This is a genomic window from Dehalococcoidia bacterium, from assembly GCA_022451965.1.
In the GTDB taxonomy this organism is placed as follows: Bacteria; Chloroflexota; Dehalococcoidia; order Lucifugimonadales; family Lucifugimonadaceae; genus TMED-70.
The window spans coordinates 125,153-142,514 of sequence record JAKUNJ010000005.1 but is presented as its reverse complement, the minus strand read 5'-3'; the positions used below and the strand labels follow the sequence as shown (position 1 = coordinate 142,514).

Here is a 17,362-nt window from a genome sequence, read left to right as displayed (position 1 = left end):
TTCATTAATTCATATGCTCGAGGAGAACATGAAAAAGAAATTAAAAGAAAAAAGACAATTAGGAAAGTGGAGAAGCTGGGAAACAACGGAAGGAGTAGCAAGAGCACCTCATAGATCAATGATGAGAGCCATGGGTTTAAAAGATGATGATATAAACGCACCATTCATAGGCGTGGCATCAACTCATAATGAGGTTACACCTTGTAATTCTGGCATAAGACCACTAGCTGAAGAAGTAAAAATTGGCATAAGTAACTCCAAGGGTACTCCTTTTGAGTTTGGAACAATAACAGTCTCAGATGCAATATCTATGGGAACTGAAGGTATGAAAGGTTCATTAGTATCAAGAGAAATAATTGCTGATTCTATTGAAACCGTATGTTTTGCTGAGAGATATGATGGCCTAGTAGCAATAGCAGGCTGTGATAAATCCTTACCGGGTGCGATGATGGCAATGGCGAGATTAGATATACCAAGTGTTTTTGTTTATGGTGGTTCAATTTTACCTGGTCACCTTAATGGTGAAGATCTTACTATAATCAGTGCTTTTGAGGCTGTAGGCAAAAGACAATCTGGAGAAATTAATGACGAACAGCTAAAAGAAATTGAAATCAATGCCTGCCCTGGTCCAGGTTCATGCGGAGGAATGTTCACTGCAAATACTATGTCAAGTATAGGTGAAGCACTTGGATTAAGTCTACCTGGGTCAGCATCAGAAGCAGCAGTTGATCAAAGAAAAAAAGATTCCTCTAAAGAAGCTGGAATAGCGGTAATGAATCTAGTTAGAAAAAATATAAGACCATCAGATATCTTAACCAAAAAAGCTTTTGAAAATGCAGTTACTTTAGTTGTGGCAATGGGGGGGTCAACTAATACAGCTCTACATTTACCTGCTATAGCTAATGAAATTGGAGTAAAACTTAGTCTAAAAGATATTCATGAAATCTCAATGAGAACGCCTCTTCTAGCTGATATGAAACCTGGTGGTAAATACGTAATGTTTGATTTAGATAAAGTAGGTGGGGTTCCACTAGTAATGAAAAGACTTTTAGATGCAGGACTTTTACATGGTGACGAACTTACTGTTACAGGCAAAACAATTAAAGAAAATCTTATGGATGTCGATCCTAATTTATCTGAAAACAATATTGTAAGACATGTAGACAATCCAATTTCTAAGACAGGAGGTTTAGTTACACTTTTTGGCAATTTAGCTACAGATGGTTGTGTACTAAAAGTAGCAGGACATGATTTTGGTAAAAAATTTACTGGACCGGCCAAAGTTTTTGATCAAGAAGAACAAGCAATGGAAGCTCTTAGAAAAAGAGAAATAATTGCAGGTGATGTAGTAATCATAAGATATGAGGGACCAAAGGGTGGCCCAGGTATGAGAGAGATGCTTTCAATTACAGGTGCTCTTGTCGGGCAAGGATTAAGTGAAAGTGTTTATCTTGTGACAGATGGAAGATTTTCTGGAGGATCCACAGGTGCAATAATAGGCCATTTAGGTCCTGAAGCTGCTATTGGAGGTCCTATTGCAGCAGTTAAGAATGGAGATTCTATAGAAATTAATCTAGAAAAATTTGAGTTAAATTTATTGGTAGATGAAAATGAAATAAAAAATAGACTTTCTAAATGGAAGCCTAGACCTCCGCTATATAATAGAGGCACTCTAGGTAAATACATTAAACTTGTTCAACCTGCTTCAAAAGGAGCAATAACTATGTAACAGGATCGCATAATTCCCAAATGATTCCAAGCATTGTTTTTGAAGAACTAACTAGCGATTTTACTCCATAATTTTCATCAGTACCATGAACATTCTCAGTATTTGGATCATCATCAGGATGAGTTCCTCTAAAGCCATAAGTGATTACCCCTAAATCTCTTGTAAATCTTGAATCAGTAAAGCCATTTGATACAGCTGGTATCCACTGAATATCATCTCTTTCAACACTTAATGCTTGAGATTTTTTTATTGCTTCTAGAAGTTCGGTATCAAATGGGGAAGAATTGGGTCTCGCCATATAATCTATTTCATATGTAAGATTAGGAATATCCTTAAGTAGATTATCAAGTGCTACTGAAACATCAATATCATTTTGATTAGGAAGAGTTCGCACATCTAGAATCATTTCAATACTTTCTGGCACTGAGTTAGACTTAATTCCACCCTTAATAATTGTAGGAGTAATAGTCATTCTTGATAGAGCTTTTAGCAGAGATCCTAAACTAGGATTTTTTTCATAAGCTTCAGAAATAATTAGGTCAATATTATTTATAGAAGGTTTCGTCTCAATACCAAATAAATTTAGATAATTGAATATATCAGTAGAGCAATCGAGTTCAGGTGAGTAATTTAATATTTCAGTTATAGCATTAGCAGTGGGTCCCATTGCATTAGTTCCCATCCAAGGCACTGAAGCATGAGAGCTTTCACCTTTAATAGTGATTTTTATCTCAAGTCTTCCCTTTTCACCAGTTCCTAATAAATAATATAAATTATTTCCTATAGTAACTGGAGATCCACCACCTTCGTTTACTGCGTACTCATATCTTAATTGTTCTGGATGGTTGTCTACTAACCAGCCAAATCCATATCTTCCTCCATGCTCTTCGTCAGATCCGCATACTAAAGTTACCTTCTCATTAAGTTTTATTTTCTTTTCCGCTAATATTGAAAGTGCCATCATTTGTGAAGCTAATAATCCTTTACAATCTGATGAACCTCTACCCCAAATTTTTCCTTCGATAAGTTCTGCACTAAATGGATCTTTATCCCATTTATCATAATTTTCCACTGGAACAACATCTGAATGAGACATCAATAAAAGTTTTTTACTACCTTTTGAATAAGGATATTCTGAAATTAGATTTCCTCTATTAGGATCTCTAGAAAGAATAGTAGAGTCTATACCATAATCATTGAGCCAGTTTGAACAAAAATTAGCAACTTCAGTTTCATTTCCAGTAGGCATATATCCTGAATTCACAGATTGAATTTTTATTAAGTTTTGATGCAGTAAAATTAGTCTATCTAAATTATTATCTATTTCAGAATATAGATTTTCAACAGTTATCATTTTATCTATTTATGAAAAGATTTGATTTATGTTCTCTTAAGTTTGGAGTAGAATCTTTAGATGATAAACTTGGTATTTTATTATTTTTTCTATCATTCTTTGTTAGCTCCCAAGCTTTTTTGATTGATTTTGAATGACCCTTAAATTCAGGCATAACATACCTAGCAAAAAGTTCTAAAGAATTATTTATTGCATTCTTATTAGTCCATTCATGAGTCGTGAACATTAATCCACCTAATCCATCTGCTTTTTCATTCATTTCATTAATTTTCTTAATAGCATCTTCAGGAGTTCCCACTATCCAATTTCTAGACTCTACGATCTCTTTAGCAGTAAGAGAATAAGGATCTTGATCCTGATCAATTAACCAACTTTCATGCCCTCCAATTACATAAAAGTATTCATGAATATCCCTTTCAATAGCTTTTTCAACTTCATCCCATGCTTGCTTTGTTGTTTCAGCTAAATGAACATAAGTAACCACTCTCGAATCTTCTTTTGACGGAGATGTTCCTAATCTGTTAGCAAATTCTTCAACTTTCTTCCATTGTTTTGACCAATGAATTGCTTTGGGGGGAGTAATTTCTAAGGCTAATGACCATATATGCATATCGTACATTGAGGCAAATTCTAGAGATCTTTCAGAACCTACTGATGCTGTAGCAAATGGTAATCTAGGCTGCTGATAAGATTTTAATTGTATAAACATATCTTCTATATTCCAAAATTTCCCTGAATAGCTAACTGGTTCGTCAGACCTTAATAATAAATCTATAATTTCTAGTGACTCTCTCATCATCGGATTTAAGTCTTGAGGAGGAATATTATATAATTTTACATCCGGAGGTAAACTACAAGGACCAACTCCTAGCACCGCTCTTCCTTCGGTCAAATGATCTAAAAACGCAAATCTTTCAGCAACGTTAAATGGATGATGAAAAGGTAAGCTTACCAAAGATGATCCTAATTGCATTCTTTTAGCATATGCTGAGGCTTTTGATAAAAATATTTCAGGAGATGGAATATTTTCCCAGGCTGCAGTATGATGTTCACCAACAAAAAAACCATCGTATCCTAAATCATCAGCTAATTTTATTAAATCCATATCTCGTTTAAATGCCAATGATGGATTTTCGTTAGGAAGATGTAATGGCATTGAAAAAAAAGAAAATTTCATTTTATCCTCTTATTATGTAAATTATATAAAATGCTATCAAATTTGATTTTTGATTATAATCGTTAAACTACAAAAAAAAACTTTTTATGAAAAAACATATTATAAAATTTAAGATAATTACATTATTTCTATTATGTTTGATCTTTTTGACTTCGTGTCGATCAAGTCTAAATGAGCACATATTAGCTGAAGAAGTTATTGAAGGCATTTCTAGGATAGTTCTTATTCAAAAAGAAAGAGATCCAGGATTTAAGTATATAACTAACTTAAGTACTAACTCTTATAATCCAAAATGGTCCCCAAATAAACAATACTTTAGTTTTATATCAGAGAAAAATAATACTAAAAATTTATGGATAAGTGATAATGAGGGAATAAACTTAAGATTAATTAGTAATAATTTTGGTAATGTTATACATTACGACTGGTCCCCAGATTCCAAAGAAATAGCAATAGAATTCGAAAGTAAAAAAAAATATAGTAATATTTATCTTTATAACTTGGAATCAGAAACTTTCTTGCCTATAACAAGAGCAGATAAAAAAGCGAATTTAGGATCTTGGTCGCCTAATAATAAATGGATTGTTTATACCATTGAAAATTCTATTTATATATCAAATCCAAGGGGAGTAAACGAAATTTTTCTATCAGAAGGTTTAAATCCAGTTTGGAGTCCAAATGGTGAGTATATACTTTTTTCTAAAACTAATAATGACATTAGAAGTATTTATATTTTTCAAGATATCCATAAGATTTTAGAAAACTTTACAAATTATTCAGAAATGAGTAAAGAAAATATAAAAAAAATACATCCAAAAGAAGATATTAATATTATTGAGGCTAAATGGGCCTACGGAGGAAATAAAATTTTATATATAAGTGACTCAAATGGAAATAATGAAATATATATACATGAAATCAGAAATAGTAAAAATAATAGACTTACTAATAATGAAGTTAATGAAAAAAATCTTTCTTGGTCTGAAAGAAATAAAAGTATTATTTTTACTTCTGACGCATATGGAAGAGGAGATATTTATAAAATGAATGGAGATGGATCAAATCAAAATATAATCTTAAACTCAAATGAAAATTTTAATCAATTAGATTGGTAGAGCTCTTAAATTTAAGAGTATAAAAATATAAGCACAAAAAAATCAAAATTAAAGAAAATATATATCCGTATTGAACACCTAAATATATTCCTATAGTGTATCCAATTATTGGTCCAAATGCTGCTCCTAAATCTTGCCATGTAGAGTACCTAGAAAGAATACTTGATTTTTGTTTATTTGGAGAAATATCACCTAATTGTGAATCTAGTGAAGTTTCAAGTGAAACACTCAGAAAAAACATCATTACTATGCAAAAAATACTTAGATAAAATTCTATACCTGAGATGGAAAATATTATAGCAACTATCATTATAATAGAGCTAGTAATTATATTTTTTTTCCTTCCAAATTTATCCGATAAATAACCAAATATTATTCCTGAGATAATATCAGCAATCCATCGGAATCCTACAATTAGACCAGCTATTAGAATAATAGATTCAACAGAATAAGATTTATTAATACTAATTAAGAAAGGGATAATTGTAGCTATGGCTAAGCCATTGGAGGTGAAAGATGATGAAAACTTAAAAAAAGATAAAAGTAAAATATTTCTTCTTAATAAATCAGAGTAATCAAAAAATAATAAATTCCAGCGTAATTTATTATCAGAAACTCTAGCAAGATCTATTTCTTTGATTTTTGTAATAATAATAAATGCTGGTATTAAGAATATAGATAGCAGAAAAAGAATATTAAAAAGCCCAAATACAGTAGCTAAGTAAACCCCAAAAGTGACTGCTATAAAACTACCCAGTCTTTGAACACTCAAGCAAAATCCAATATTTATACCAAAATTTGATGAATCATACGAAAAGATTTTCAATTGATAACATAATCGGAATAATGAGTATGAAATCCCCCAAATTATTCTCATGATTATAATTAAGAAAACTCCCTTAAAAACTGCATATCCAAATGTTGATCCTGCTCCTAAGATTGAAGCAAAATACATAGTATTTTTAAAACCTAATGATTTAATTACTTTCACAGAAAAAATATTAGAAAAAAATCTAATAAATCTATTTATTGATAATATAAAACCAACCCAAAAACCTCCATCTATTCCCAAAAATTCTTTTATTTGAAAATATTCATAATTAGATGGAAGAATTATATACAAAATACTATCTCCCATAATTATTAATCCTAATGGGATGATAGTGAATACAATTTGTGAAGGTATATTTAGATTACTTAACTTATTGAATAACATAGAATAATGTCGTTACAAAATTTTCCTTCTTGAAGAATTAGTTCTCTGTATTGAATTAGATTTACTTCTATTTGAAGAAAAAGAAGAATTTATTTTTTTTGAAGTTTTTCTTTTACTGTAAGTTGAATTTCTAGGTTTTCTTTTGGGCATCCAAAGACCCATAAAATAAGACTTATGTAGTTTCAAGACTTTATCTGCAGATTCACTTGCTTCTTTAGAAATGTTGGACTCAAAAGCAGCAACTTCTACTTTTTTACCTTCTTTTTTAACGGTTTCTATTGCGGGGAAAAAATCTCCATCACCACTGACAATTATTGCACTATCAAAATTATTCTTTACTGCATGTAAAACAAGATCAGTAGCTAGCATAACATCAACACCTTTTTCTACAATTGATCCATTTTGCTCTTTCCAGATACCTAGTTTGACTTCAAATCTAGGAATTTTACGAAGACTGTTTAGAAATTTTTTTTGTTCCTCAGGTATCTTAATTTTTCCTTCTAATTCTTGTCTGACGTTGTAATAAAATATTTTTTCTAATTTTCTTTTTGAACCTGTAAGCTTTTTTGCAAAATCATAAAATTTCAGATCACTTCTACCACAATTCTTCAAGAGTACGTGGTAAAGATTTGATCCATCAATGAAGATCATTACTTTTTTATTTTTTTTAAAAAAAGAAAACATTTTTAAATACTTTATAAAAATTAATTATTGTTTGTATAATTATTGCATTATTTTTATATAATCACATGAATAAACTAAAGCGAGGTTATGGGTATGTTGAGCACTGAAGTATTTAAATCCCCTTGTAAACATCCTAATGGACTTCAATGGACTAAGGATGGATTGTATGTAATAGATCAAGAATTAGATGACATTTATTTACTAGAAGAATCAGGGAAAATCTTAAATAGATTATCCACAATTACTGAAAATGGGTCAGGTATAACTGTTGGAGGAGGATATATTTGGACAGCTTCAAATGGAGAGACCCAAGCTAGACCATTCAAGAAAACTGATACACATAAAGGTCTGATTTATAAACTTAATATTAATACTGGGGATTATATTGATAAATTTGAAACTCCTGATGGAGGAGGTGTACATGGACTAGAGTGGGATGATGGAATAATTTGGATTACTGCTTTCAATCCTAAGGCTATATATAAGGTAGACGCAGAAACATACAAGATTCTTGGTAGATTTCTTGTTAGAGAAGAAAGATTACATGGACTTGCTAGACAAGATCAAGGAATATGGTGTGCTCATACATCAACAAAAAAAATTATTAAGTATGACATTACCAATGGATCAGTAATTAATGAAATCCAACTAGAAGAAGATGATCCTTTCCCTCATGGAATGTCTATCAAGGGTAATAAAATGTGGATTTCAGACGCAAATTTTGGGGGTAAAATGCATAATAATACTCTTATGGGGAAACCAAGTTTTAATACTATAGAACTTTAATTAGCTAACTATATGCTTTTCTAAAACTTTAGGATCAAATTCAACACCTAGTCCTGGTCCTTTCGGAATTTCTATAAAACCATTTTCAAATACAACTGGTTCCTTAAATATTTTTTTATGAAGAGGACCTTGATTTGCTTCTGCAATCATAAAATTAGGGGCACAAGTTGCTACTTGTAATGCTGCAGCTGCTGCAACAGGACCACAGTACATATGAGGAGCAATAACAGCATAGTTTGCTTCAGCCATAGCTGCTACTTTTTTACCAACTAAAATTCCTCCTGCCTGTCCAATATCAATTTGAATTATTTGGGCAGCTTGCTTTTTTAATAATTCAGAAAATTGAAAAATAGTTGCAAGTCTTTCTCCTGTTGCTATAGGTATACTTGTATGAGCAGCTACTCTAGCCATTTCGTCTATATTTTCTGGTGAAACTGGTTCTTCAAACCAAAAAGGTTGATAAGGCTCAATAGCTTTCGCAACTCTTATCGCACTATATGTAGTTAGTTGTCCATGAGTGCCTAATCCTACTTCTAATTCATTACCTACTGCAGACCTAATACTCTTAAAAATATTTTCTGTATATGTTATTTCTTTCAGGCTAATATCTCTTGGGACACCAGTAATTGGGTGGAAAGGATCAAATTTACAGGCAGTATTCCCATCTTTCAATAATTGTTCAGCTACTATCCCTGCATTATCTGGATCTCCTTCGGGTATTGGTGGCATATATGCATAAGCTCTTAATTTATCCCAACATTTACCACCAAGTAAATTATAAATGGGTTGATTAGTTGCTTTACCAACTATATCCCACAATGCCATCTCTATTCCTGATAAAACCATTCCAAAGTGTAAACTAGGTAGCCTATAATCGTGCCTACCAGCGTACATATCATAATAAATTTTTTCTATATCAAAAGGATTTTTACCTATTACAAATGCTTCCACTGTTTCGTGTACCAATTGTATTTGAGATCTAAAATCTTTCCAGCTCATATCGCCAGTGAATGAACTTCCAGTTAGCTTTTCACCTAAACCAATAATTCCTTCATCTGTAGAAAGTTCAAGAATAAGAAAATACTTTCCACCTACATACCAATTACCAGTTTCTTCACCCCCACCTGATCTTGGCGCAGACTCATTTTCAATAACATATGTCTTTACTCCTGTTACTTTCATATTTCACTCCATATTATTTTCGTTGGCCAGAATTCCATTCCCAATTATCAGGAGGCCATATGTTTTTTCCTCTTATTCCGTTTTGACCTTTTCTAGATTCGTCATACATATCCTTAACTGTCTCCTGCCATTTTTTTATATGTGGTGTTCCTCTGTGATACTCAAATGCATCATCATTAGAATAAACTTCATAAAGATATATTTCACTAGGATCATTTATATTTTGATATACATCAAATCTTAAGCAACCAGGTTCCTCATTTGTAGATCCAATACTATCAAGGGTTATTGAGTCAATAAATTGATTAATATTTTCTTCCTTAACATATTGTGGTGCTGCAATAACCATAAGAGATGAATTTGAAAAATATTCATGGTCTGAATAATTTTCTCTGAGAGAATCCCAAATAACATCCTTATTGGGGTATAAAGGTTTACAAAAAGAGACTTCAGTTTCAGCAGAATATACATCTTCAGTTTTTTTAGCCCAAACCTTAAAATGTTCATAAGTTGTATGCGCTTTGAAAGCTTCTTCATCGTCATAAACTTCACAAAAAGCAAATTTAGTTGGATCAGACGCATCTTGAATAATATCAAATCTTCTACATCCAGGCTCATTTATCACTGAACCTTTGGCATCTCCAATAGATTCATTAATGAATTCCTCTATTTTATCTTCCTTTACCGAAAGCCTTACAATCAAAATATACATATAGACCCCTCTCATTTTTTTTATTATTATACGAATTTATTTGCTAACCTCTACCAATAAATTCTTGTTTTACAGGTAAAACTGTCGCATCAAGCATATTTGTACCTTCGGGCAGAGTTGCCATCAGTAGTGCTGTTCTTGCTATATCATTTGCATCAATCAATATTTCAGGACCTTCATCTCTACCAGTCCCTGATCGACCATCTGACCTTCTTTCTACCATTGTATTTCCTGGATTTAAGCAACTGACCGAAATTCCATATTCCCTACCATCAAGTGCCGCAGATTTTGTTAATCCTCTAATCGCATGTTTACTTGTTGTGTAAGGAGATGAAAACATTCTAGGAGAATCTCCAGCAATTGATCCAATATTTATAATCTTACCTCCTCTAGATTTCATATACTTAAATCCTTCCCTAGTGCACTTGAAGGTTCCTGTTACGTTAACTGATATAACATTTTCCCATTGCTCATCTGAAACTTGATCAATAGGATTACCATCCATTACCCCACTATTGTTAACTAAAACATCAATAGCTCCATATTTATTAAACGTAAATGAAAAAAGATTGGCTACATCTTCAGTATTTGTTACATCAGTCTTGTAGTAATCAATTATTTCATTCCCTGTTTGCCTAATATCATTTACAGCATTAATAAGATTTTCTTGATTTCTTGAAGCAATAATAACTTTAGCTTTTTCGAAAGAGAATAGCTTTGCAATAGCTTTTCCTATTCCTGTACCACCTCCAGTAACAATTGCTACTTTATTTTCTAAACTACTCATATTTAATCCTTTTCATTTTGTTTTATATGAAGCAAAAGCAGATATAAAAACTATGATACTAGAAATAATTAAAGTTGTTGTCCAACCATTTCTAAATAAACTTAATATTTCATCAGAAGATTCTGGATTTATATCACTAAGTTGAATTGATACTGAACTAGAAGCTAAATAAATAATTATAATTGAAGCAGCTAAACTTTGACCAAATGTAGTTCCGATATTTCTAATAAGATTTAGATAAGCGCTTACTGAGCCATATTGATTTTCTCTAACACTACTAAGTACAGCACTCATATTTGGAGCCATCCACATACCTATACCAATACCATTAATTACCATTAGTATCGTAAATATAAATAAGCTAAAATCAAAAACAATAAATGATAAGGATAAGTTTGCAGAAGCTGAAAAAATCATTCCTGATATTGTAAAAATTTTATGCCCAAATTTATCTGACAATCTTCCTGATATAGCTGATGCAATAACTGTTCCTGTTCCAGAATATAATAAAGTTATACCTACAGAAGTTTCACTTAGGCCAATCACTTTTTGTAAAAAGATAGGATTTAGGAACATCAATATAGAAAATCCAATAAAACCAAACATCCTTGAAATAGAACCCCAAAAATAAGCTGGACTTTTATAATTACTAAAATCTAATATGGGTCTAGGGTGCCTATTTTCATATATATAAAATAATAAAATCAAACCTAAAAAAGTAATTATTTCAATAATATGAAATACTGAAAAAAATCCAAAAGAAAAAGGATCATTTATTATAAAAACAAATAATGTCATTATCATCATGAAAAATATCATCCCTAATATATCTAATGATTTGATATCTACTTTAGGTTTTTTCATTTTTGGCACAAAAAGTAATGCCATAAATACAGTAAAAATACCTATAAATCCAATCAATCTAAATGCGAATCTCCAACCGTAGTTGTCTAAAAGAATTCCTGCAATAAATGGAGTTATCATCATTCCTAAAGCAACTGAGGTAGTAATAAAACTCAATCCTAATCCTTGATATTTTTTTGGGAAATTTTCTGTCACAATCACAAACATCATAATAGATGTACCGGTAGTACCTATAGCTGAGATACTTTTACATAAAATTAGGATATAAATATCAGATGCATAGCTGGCTGAAAATATACCAACTAGAGAAATAATCAAAGCAAATATATAAAATAGTTTCCTACTGATAAAGTCAGCAAATCTTCCTATCGGCATCAATAAAGCAGTCGAGATTATTGAGGCAGAAAGTATTATCCAAGAAGCAACTTTGAGAGATAGATCAAATTCATCTGTAATTGAAGGGATTGCTATTATTGTAGTATTAAAATCTAATAGAAAAATATTAGCTGTAAAAACTACAGGAAAAATAAGAAGAAATAATTTTTTATCCATTGAAATCTTTCTTTGAAAATAAAGAATATAACGTTATTCCAGTTGCTACAGAAACATTCAGAGAAGATATTTCTCCTTTCATTGGAATAGACAAGACTTTATCTGAAATACTTAGAATTTCTCTAGATACACCTTTATGCTCTGAACCTACTACAAGAGCAATTGGTAGTTTTTTATCAACATTTAATTCTGAAATATTTTCTCCTTTCATATCTAAAGAAAAAATCTGAAAATTCATTTTTTTTAGATATTTTAGAGTATTCTGAATTGAATTAACTATTGTAAATTGAACGTGTTCTAAAGCTCCTGCTGATGCCCTTATTGCGCCAGGAGATATCTTTGCAGACTCTTTGGAAGGAACTACTAAACCATGAGCTCCAAAAACTTCCGCTGTCCTTGCAATTGCTCCGAGATTATGAGGATCTTGAATTCTGTCAAGAAAAATAATTAATGGTGCTTCATTTTTCTTGTCAGCAAAAAAAATCATATCTTCTATTGAGGATTGAAAGTTATCATCTAAATATAAAATAACTCCTTGAGATTTTTTGGTAGATGATTTTTTTTCAAGAGTTTTTTTAGATAAGAAATTTATCTTTATATTCTTTTCTTTTGCCAAATAAAGAATCTTTTCTATTTGTTTACTCTGATCATTTGAGTCAGAAAGATCAATAAATGAAACTTTTTTATTAGATAATAAAGCTTCAATTACAGCATGCCTTCCTTCTATTTGTCTTAGACTGCTTTTGTTTCTTGAATATCGTGACAAATTAGCCTTTTCGAATGAATTATAAACTGAATTCTATTATAAAATGTTCTCAAAAATATACATTTATTTTTATAAATTCATAAGAAAAAGGAATTATTATGAAAACAATAAATATAACTGCATCTAGACATGCTGTTTTTTATACACCACTTTTAGCTCTTGTGGATGGAGGTTTTTTAGAAGATCAAGGTCTAAAGGGAGTTTATCATATTCCTGAAGCAAATATTAATGTATACGATAAGATCAAATCGAATGAAATAGATGTAGCTCAATCAGCAGTATCAGCCAGTTGGAATTATTTTGAAAATAAAACAGATATATCAATAAAACATTTTGCGTTAATAAACTCAAGGGATGGCTTTTTCATAATTTCTAAAAATCAAAATACTTTTGATTGGAGAAATTTATACGAAAATAATTTTTATTATGTTAGAGGTGGGCAACCCCAAGCTATGTTGTCATTTGCATTAGCTAAAAGAAATATTAATTTAGATAAAATAAAAATTCTTAATAATAAAGTTCTTTCTACTCCAGAAATGATAAGTGAATACTTAAAAAGTGATAATAGTTTTTTTCATGAACAAGGAGCTTATCCCCATCAACTATCTATAGAAAATCAAGGTAAAATAGTAGCTTCGATTGGAGAATTGATAGGTCCTGTTGCTTTTTCTAGTTTATGTGCAGAAAAGAAATGGATTAATAGTACTGAGGGGAAAAAATTTTCTCAAGCATTTGAAAAATCAAAAAAATGGGTAAATTCAACTAAACCAAATGAGGTTGCAGAAACAGTTAAAAGATATTTCCCTGATTTTTCTATAGAAGCTATTTCAGGTGCTATAAATGATTATCAAAACTTAAAAACTTGGGAATCAAGTATAGAAGTATCAAATAAAGAATACGAAAAGGCATTAGAAGTATTTCATTATTCAAACTTAATTACAAAAGATCATAATATTAATAATGTTGTTGAATACGCTTAGGATCATATTTTGCAAAATAAAAATATAATAATTACAGGTGGCTTAGGATTTTTAGGCTTTTCCTTAGTTCAGAAATTTTATTCTGAAAATAACATTATGATTATTGATAATCTTTCATCCAATGTACATAAAGTTAATGATATTAATTATGATAAATCAATAAATTTATTTGAGTTGGATATTAATGATAATAAAATTCCAAATATAATTGAAAATTTCAAACCTGATTTAGTAATTCATACAGCAGCTCAAACAAGCGTATTAGATTCAATAAAGAATCCCCAAAATAATAACTTAACCAATATAGATGGAACTGAGAATATTATTAAATCAATCCAAAACTTAAGAGACTGTTTCTTTGTATTAATTTCATCAGGGGGTGCAGTCTATGGAACCCCAAATTATTTACCAGTAGATGAAAACCATTTGCTTAATCCTATTTCTCCATATGGAATTTCAAAAATGGAAGCAGAAAAATTAACTATTAAGTATCTCAAAAATGAGGAAAATAAATTTTCTATAATTAGACCATCAAATATATATGGTCCAAATCAAAAAAACTTAAATGTTATACCTAAATATATAAACTTAATGAAAAGAAATGAAGATATCTCAATTTATGGAAATGGTTCATCAACTAGAGATTACATTTATATTAAGGATATTGTAAAAATAATCTACGAAATTTGCTCAAGAAAATATGAAGGAACATATAATATTTCTTCTAATTTAGAAACTAAAATAATTGATATATTCTTGAAATTAAAAGAGATATTACAATATAAAAAAAATCCAAAATATTTACCAAATATAAAAGGTGAAATAAACAATATTTATCTTGATAATTCTAAAATAATAAATCTCATCCCAAATCTTAATTTTACAAGTATTGATGAAGGATTATTAAAAACTGTAAATTCTTAATTCTTTCTAAGAATTTCTTCTAGTGCTACCCAGGAAAGCATAGCGCATTTTATTCTAACAGGAAATTTCTTAACACCTGACAAAGCAGATATATCTCCTAACCTATCTAACTCTTCTTCAGATAAGGTTTCACTCTTGATAAGCTTTCTAAATAAATCTACATTTTCTTGAAGCTCAGAATATGGAATTGAATTTATTTGTTCGGCCATTAATGAACCTGATGCTTGGGAAATTGCACATCCTCTTCCACTTACACAAACGGATGTTTTATTATCTTTGTCTAGAGAAATTTGAATTTTAATTTCATCTCCACAAAATGGATTATTTTTTTCTACTTCAAAATCTGGTTCAGGTAATGCATCTGTGTTTCTAGGATTATGATAGTGATCCATAACTATTTCTTCATACATATCATTTAAATCATGGCTAACCATTTTTTACATAACTCCTTGAATATCTAGAATATTAATTTTATTTTCTAATATGCTTTCCAAGATAGAAATAATATTTATATCATCAAATTCATCAATGATTTCTTGAGCAAATCCCTTAATGAGCATGGACATTGCTTCATCTTTATTGATACCCCTACTCTCTAGATAAAATAGCATACTTTTATCCATATTACCTGCCGTAGCTCCATGACTACATTCAACATCATCTGCGTAAATTTCTAAGCTTGGCTTAGTATCCACTTCTGCCTCCTCAGATAATAGAAAGTTTAAGTCTTTTTGAAAAGCTTTAGTTTTTTGGGCATCTTGCTTAACTAGAACCTTACCACTGAAAACAGCTCTTGATTTTCCTGCTAAAATACCTTTGAACATTTGATCACTTGAACATCTACCTACTGAATGAGTTGTTGATATTTCATTTTCTTGATGCTGATTTTTATCAGTTATATATAATCCATGGAATGAACACTCTGAATTTTCTCCAATTAAATCAGTGTGAATATCAAATCTTGATAACTCACCTGAAGTTGAAAATGAAACCGAATTAAATTTTGAGTTTTCATTTTGCTGTACTCTATCGAAATTAAAAAAATATGAACTTTCAGAAGATAGTTGAATTCTTTTGTGATTAATTTCAGAATTCTTTTGAAGCAAATACTCTAAAACTGGAATTTCTAAAGTTTGATTTTTTTCAGAGGATAGATTTATATGAATTTCATTTATTACATAATTTGAATTTTCTGATGCTTCAATAAAAAGTCTTGGAGTAGAAGAAAAGGTAATTTTATCATCAGTAGATATGATAAAAATATTTGTACTAATTTCAGTTGAATTATTTTTTAATGAAATAAATATAGGATCACTCATAAGAGAGGAATTTAAGGCAAGCATTTCGTTTTCTTCATTCTTTGCTATTGTACCCATGTGAGAAACTAAATAATCTAATTTATTAATATTTTTCTCATTCTCAATAATAATATTTTTTGAAAAATTAGATTTTTCTGAATCATAGAAACCATTAACAATGTATATATTATTTGAAGATAAATTTATCAAATCGTTAAGATTATTTGATAAATCAAAAGTTGATTTAGATGGTTTAGAAAAGTTAAGATTTTGAAGTTTTGAAAAATTTGTATATTTCCACAATTCTTCTGTATGTTTGTTGGGAGGCATACCAAAATCACTAAAATTCTTCCAGCCATCTTTTTTAAGCTCATTTATTTGCATATTTGATATTTCATTTTGTTCAAATATATTATTTGCACTTCTGATAAAATCTTTTGTTGTCATTATTATTTTTCTATCCCTGATATAATTTTTTCATATCCATTATTTTCAATATCTAAAGCTAAATTCTTATCTCCTGACTTGACTATAGAGCCATCAACTAAAATGTGAACAAAATCAGGTTCTATATAATTTAATATTCTTTGATAGTGAGTAACTATTATGAAAGACCTGTTAGAAGATTTAAGAGCATTAACCCCCTCAGAAACTTCTCTCAAAGCATCAACATCTAATCCTGAGTCAGTTTCATCAAGTATAGCCAGACTAGGTTCTAAAACAGATAATTGAAGAATCTCATTTTTTTTCTTTTCACCACCTGAGAAACCAAAGTTTAAGGATCTTTTAGTTAGATCAACATCAATACCCAAGTCTTTAACTTTTTGATCGTAGAGTTTAGAGAATTCCCTTACTGATAATTTTTTTTCATTATGATAATCTTTTTTTGCGTCTAGAGATGACTTCAGCATTTGGAAGGACCTCACTCCTGGAATTTCCGATGGATATTGGAACGCTAGAAACATTCCTAGATGAGATCTCTCGTCAGGAGGTAAATCATTGATTAATTGTGTATTGAAATGTATATCTCCATTAGTTATTTCATAATCTGGTCTTCCTGCTAATACGTTAGCTAATGTACTTTTCCCAGAACCATTTGGCCCCATTATGGCATGAATCTCACCTTCGTTAACCTCAAGATTTATACCATTCAATATCATCTCATCATTATCGATGACTTTTGCTTTTAAGTTACTGATTTTTAACAAATTATTATCTCCAATTCAAAAGTATTTT

Annotated in this window: 17 protein-coding genes; 5 read left to right on the top strand and 12 right to left on the bottom strand. The window is 30.2% G+C overall.

Translation table 11 applies throughout. The features are described 5' to 3' along the window. Positions 1–28 precede the first annotated feature (28 nt). Positions 29–1,729 carry a dihydroxy-acid dehydratase gene (ilvD, locus tag MK083_03760; protein MCH2673569.1) on the top strand — a complete coding sequence of 567 codons (1,701 nt, stop codon included), beginning with the start codon at positions 29–31 and terminating at the stop codon, positions 1,727–1,729. On the opposite strand, the gene MK083_03755 is transcribed toward ilvD, so the two are convergent. Further along, positions 1,722–3,083, bottom strand: a complete 1,362-nt coding sequence (locus MK083_03755; GenBank protein ID MCH2673568.1) for a M20/M25/M40 family metallo-hydrolase — start codon at positions 3,081–3,083, stop codon at positions 1,722–1,724. The genes ilvD and MK083_03755 overlap by 8 nt on opposite strands. Before the next feature lies 1 nt (position 3,084). Then, positions 3,085–4,260, bottom strand: coding sequence for an LLM class flavin-dependent oxidoreductase (locus MK083_03750; protein ID MCH2673567.1), 1,176 nt, complete (start codon positions 4,258–4,260; stop codon positions 3,085–3,087). 146 nt (positions 4,261–4,406) lie between these two features. Between MK083_03750 and MK083_03745 the strand changes: the two genes are divergently transcribed. Further along, positions 4,407–5,375: a DPP IV N-terminal domain-containing protein gene (locus MK083_03745; protein MCH2673566.1), complete on the top strand. Its 969-nt coding sequence runs from the start codon at positions 4,407–4,409 to the stop codon at positions 5,373–5,375. On the opposite strand, the gene MK083_03740 is transcribed toward MK083_03745, so the two are convergent. Continuing rightward, positions 5,356–6,513 (bottom strand): MFS transporter, encoded by a 1,158-nt coding sequence (locus MK083_03740; protein ID MCH2673565.1) that lies wholly within the window; start codon positions 6,511–6,513, stop codon positions 5,356–5,358. The two genes, MK083_03745 and MK083_03740, sit on opposite strands and share 20 nt — an antisense overlap. Before the next feature lie 90 nt (positions 6,514–6,603). Further along, entirely contained in the window at positions 6,604–7,275 is a 672-nt protein-coding gene (locus tag MK083_03735; GenBank protein ID MCH2673564.1) for an NYN domain-containing protein, read from the bottom strand. A 93-nt stretch (positions 7,276–7,368) separates the two neighbouring features. On the opposite strand from MK083_03735, the gene MK083_03730 reads away from it, so the two are divergent. Continuing rightward, positions 7,369–8,061, top strand: coding sequence for a hypothetical protein (locus MK083_03730; protein MCH2673563.1), 693 nt, complete (start codon positions 7,369–7,371; stop codon positions 8,059–8,061). Here MK083_03730 and MK083_03725 read toward each other — a convergent pair whose 3' ends face one another. The 5 genes from MK083_03725 to rlmB are packed head-to-tail and all read right to left on the bottom strand — an operon-like array spanning position 8,062 to position 12,924. Next, positions 8,062–9,243, bottom strand: coding sequence for a mandelate racemase/muconate lactonizing enzyme family protein (locus tag MK083_03725; protein ID MCH2673562.1), 1,182 nt, complete (start codon positions 9,241–9,243; stop codon positions 8,062–8,064). Between the two features lie 13 nt (positions 9,244–9,256). Continuing rightward, positions 9,257–9,955: an antibiotic biosynthesis monooxygenase gene (locus MK083_03720; GenBank protein ID MCH2673561.1), complete on the bottom strand. Its 699-nt coding sequence runs from the start codon at positions 9,953–9,955 to the stop codon at positions 9,257–9,259. Positions 9,956–9,998: 43 nt separating this feature from the next. Beyond that, positions 9,999–10,742 carry an SDR family oxidoreductase gene (locus MK083_03715; GenBank protein MCH2673560.1) on the bottom strand — a complete coding sequence of 248 codons (744 nt, stop codon included), beginning with the start codon at positions 10,740–10,742 and terminating at the stop codon, positions 9,999–10,001. Positions 10,743–10,754: 12 nt separating this feature from the next. After that, complete coding sequence (locus tag MK083_03710; protein ID MCH2673559.1) at positions 10,755–12,158, bottom strand: MFS transporter; 1,404 nt, start codon at positions 12,156–12,158, stop codon at positions 10,755–10,757. Continuing rightward, a complete protein-coding gene (gene rlmB, locus MK083_03705) occupies positions 12,151–12,924 on the bottom strand; it encodes a 23S rRNA (guanosine(2251)-2'-O)-methyltransferase RlmB (GenBank protein MCH2673558.1) in 774 nt (257 codons plus the stop codon). The genes MK083_03710 and rlmB overlap by 8 nt, the downstream gene beginning before the upstream one ends. Positions 12,925–13,022: 98 nt before the next feature. Between rlmB and MK083_03700 the strand changes: the two genes are divergently transcribed. Then, positions 13,023–13,904, top strand: a complete 882-nt coding sequence (locus tag MK083_03700; GenBank protein MCH2673557.1) for a hypothetical protein — start codon at positions 13,023–13,025, stop codon at positions 13,902–13,904. A 9-nt stretch (positions 13,905–13,913) separates the two neighbouring features. Then, positions 13,914–14,828, top strand: a complete 915-nt coding sequence (locus MK083_03695) for a GDP-mannose 4,6-dehydratase (protein MCH2673556.1) — start codon at positions 13,914–13,916, stop codon at positions 14,826–14,828. Here the strand turns inward: MK083_03695 and MK083_03690 are convergent. The 3 genes from MK083_03690 to sufC are packed head-to-tail and all read right to left on the bottom strand — an operon-like array spanning position 14,825 to position 17,334. Continuing rightward, entirely contained in the window at positions 14,825–15,262 is a 438-nt protein-coding gene (locus MK083_03690) for an SUF system NifU family Fe-S cluster assembly protein (protein MCH2673555.1), read from the bottom strand. The two genes, MK083_03695 and MK083_03690, sit on opposite strands and share 4 nt — an antisense overlap. Before the next feature lie 3 nt (positions 15,263–15,265). Next, positions 15,266–16,573 (bottom strand): Fe-S cluster assembly protein SufD, encoded by a 1,308-nt coding sequence (gene sufD, locus MK083_03685; GenBank protein ID MCH2673554.1) that lies wholly within the window; start codon positions 16,571–16,573, stop codon positions 15,266–15,268. Positions 16,574–16,575: 2 nt separating this feature from the next. Then, the gene (gene sufC / locus MK083_03680; GenBank protein MCH2673553.1) at positions 16,576–17,334 is read right to left on the bottom strand and encodes a Fe-S cluster assembly ATPase SufC; all 759 of its coding nucleotides are present in this window, start codon (positions 17,332–17,334) and stop codon (positions 16,576–16,578) included. Between the last annotated feature and the right edge of the window lie 28 nt (positions 17,335–17,362).

Coding starts and splice junctions, on each gene's coding strand:
- MK083_03710 (MCH2673559.1), bottom strand. CDS start 12,158: ATGGATAAAAAATTATTTCTTCTTATTTTTCCTGTAGTTTTTACAGCT.
- sufD (MCH2673554.1), bottom strand. CDS start 16,573: ATGACAACAAAAGATTTTATCAGAAGTGCAAATAATATATTTGAACAA.
- MK083_03700 (MCH2673557.1), top strand. CDS start 13,023: ATGAAAACAATAAATATAACTGCATCTAGACATGCTGTTTTTTATACA.
- MK083_03740 (MCH2673565.1), bottom strand. CDS start 6,513: ATGGGAGATAGTATTTTGTATATAATTCTTCCATCTAATTATGAATAT.
- MK083_03690 (MCH2673555.1), bottom strand. CDS start 15,262: ATGGTTAGCCATGATTTAAATGATATGTATGAAGAAATAGTTATGGAT.
- MK083_03725 (MCH2673562.1), bottom strand. CDS start 9,243: ATGAAAGTAACAGGAGTAAAGACATATGTTATTGAAAATGAGTCTGCG.
- MK083_03755 (MCH2673568.1), bottom strand. CDS start 3,083: ATGATAACTGTTGAAAATCTATATTCTGAAATAGATAATAATTTAGAT.
- MK083_03735 (MCH2673564.1), bottom strand. CDS start 7,275: ATGTTTTCTTTTTTTAAAAAAAATAAAAAAGTAATGATCTTCATTGAT.
- MK083_03750 (MCH2673567.1), bottom strand. CDS start 4,260: ATGAAATTTTCTTTTTTTTCAATGCCATTACATCTTCCTAACGAAAAT.
- MK083_03720 (MCH2673561.1), bottom strand. CDS start 9,955: ATGTATATTTTGATTGTAAGGCTTTCGGTAAAGGAAGATAAAATAGAG.
- MK083_03715 (MCH2673560.1), bottom strand. CDS start 10,742: ATGAGTAGTTTAGAAAATAAAGTAGCAATTGTTACTGGAGGTGGTACA.
- MK083_03730 (MCH2673563.1), top strand. CDS start 7,369: ATGTTGAGCACTGAAGTATTTAAATCCCCTTGTAAACATCCTAATGGA.
- ilvD (MCH2673569.1), top strand. CDS start 29: ATGAAAAAGAAATTAAAAGAAAAAAGACAATTAGGAAAGTGGAGAAGC.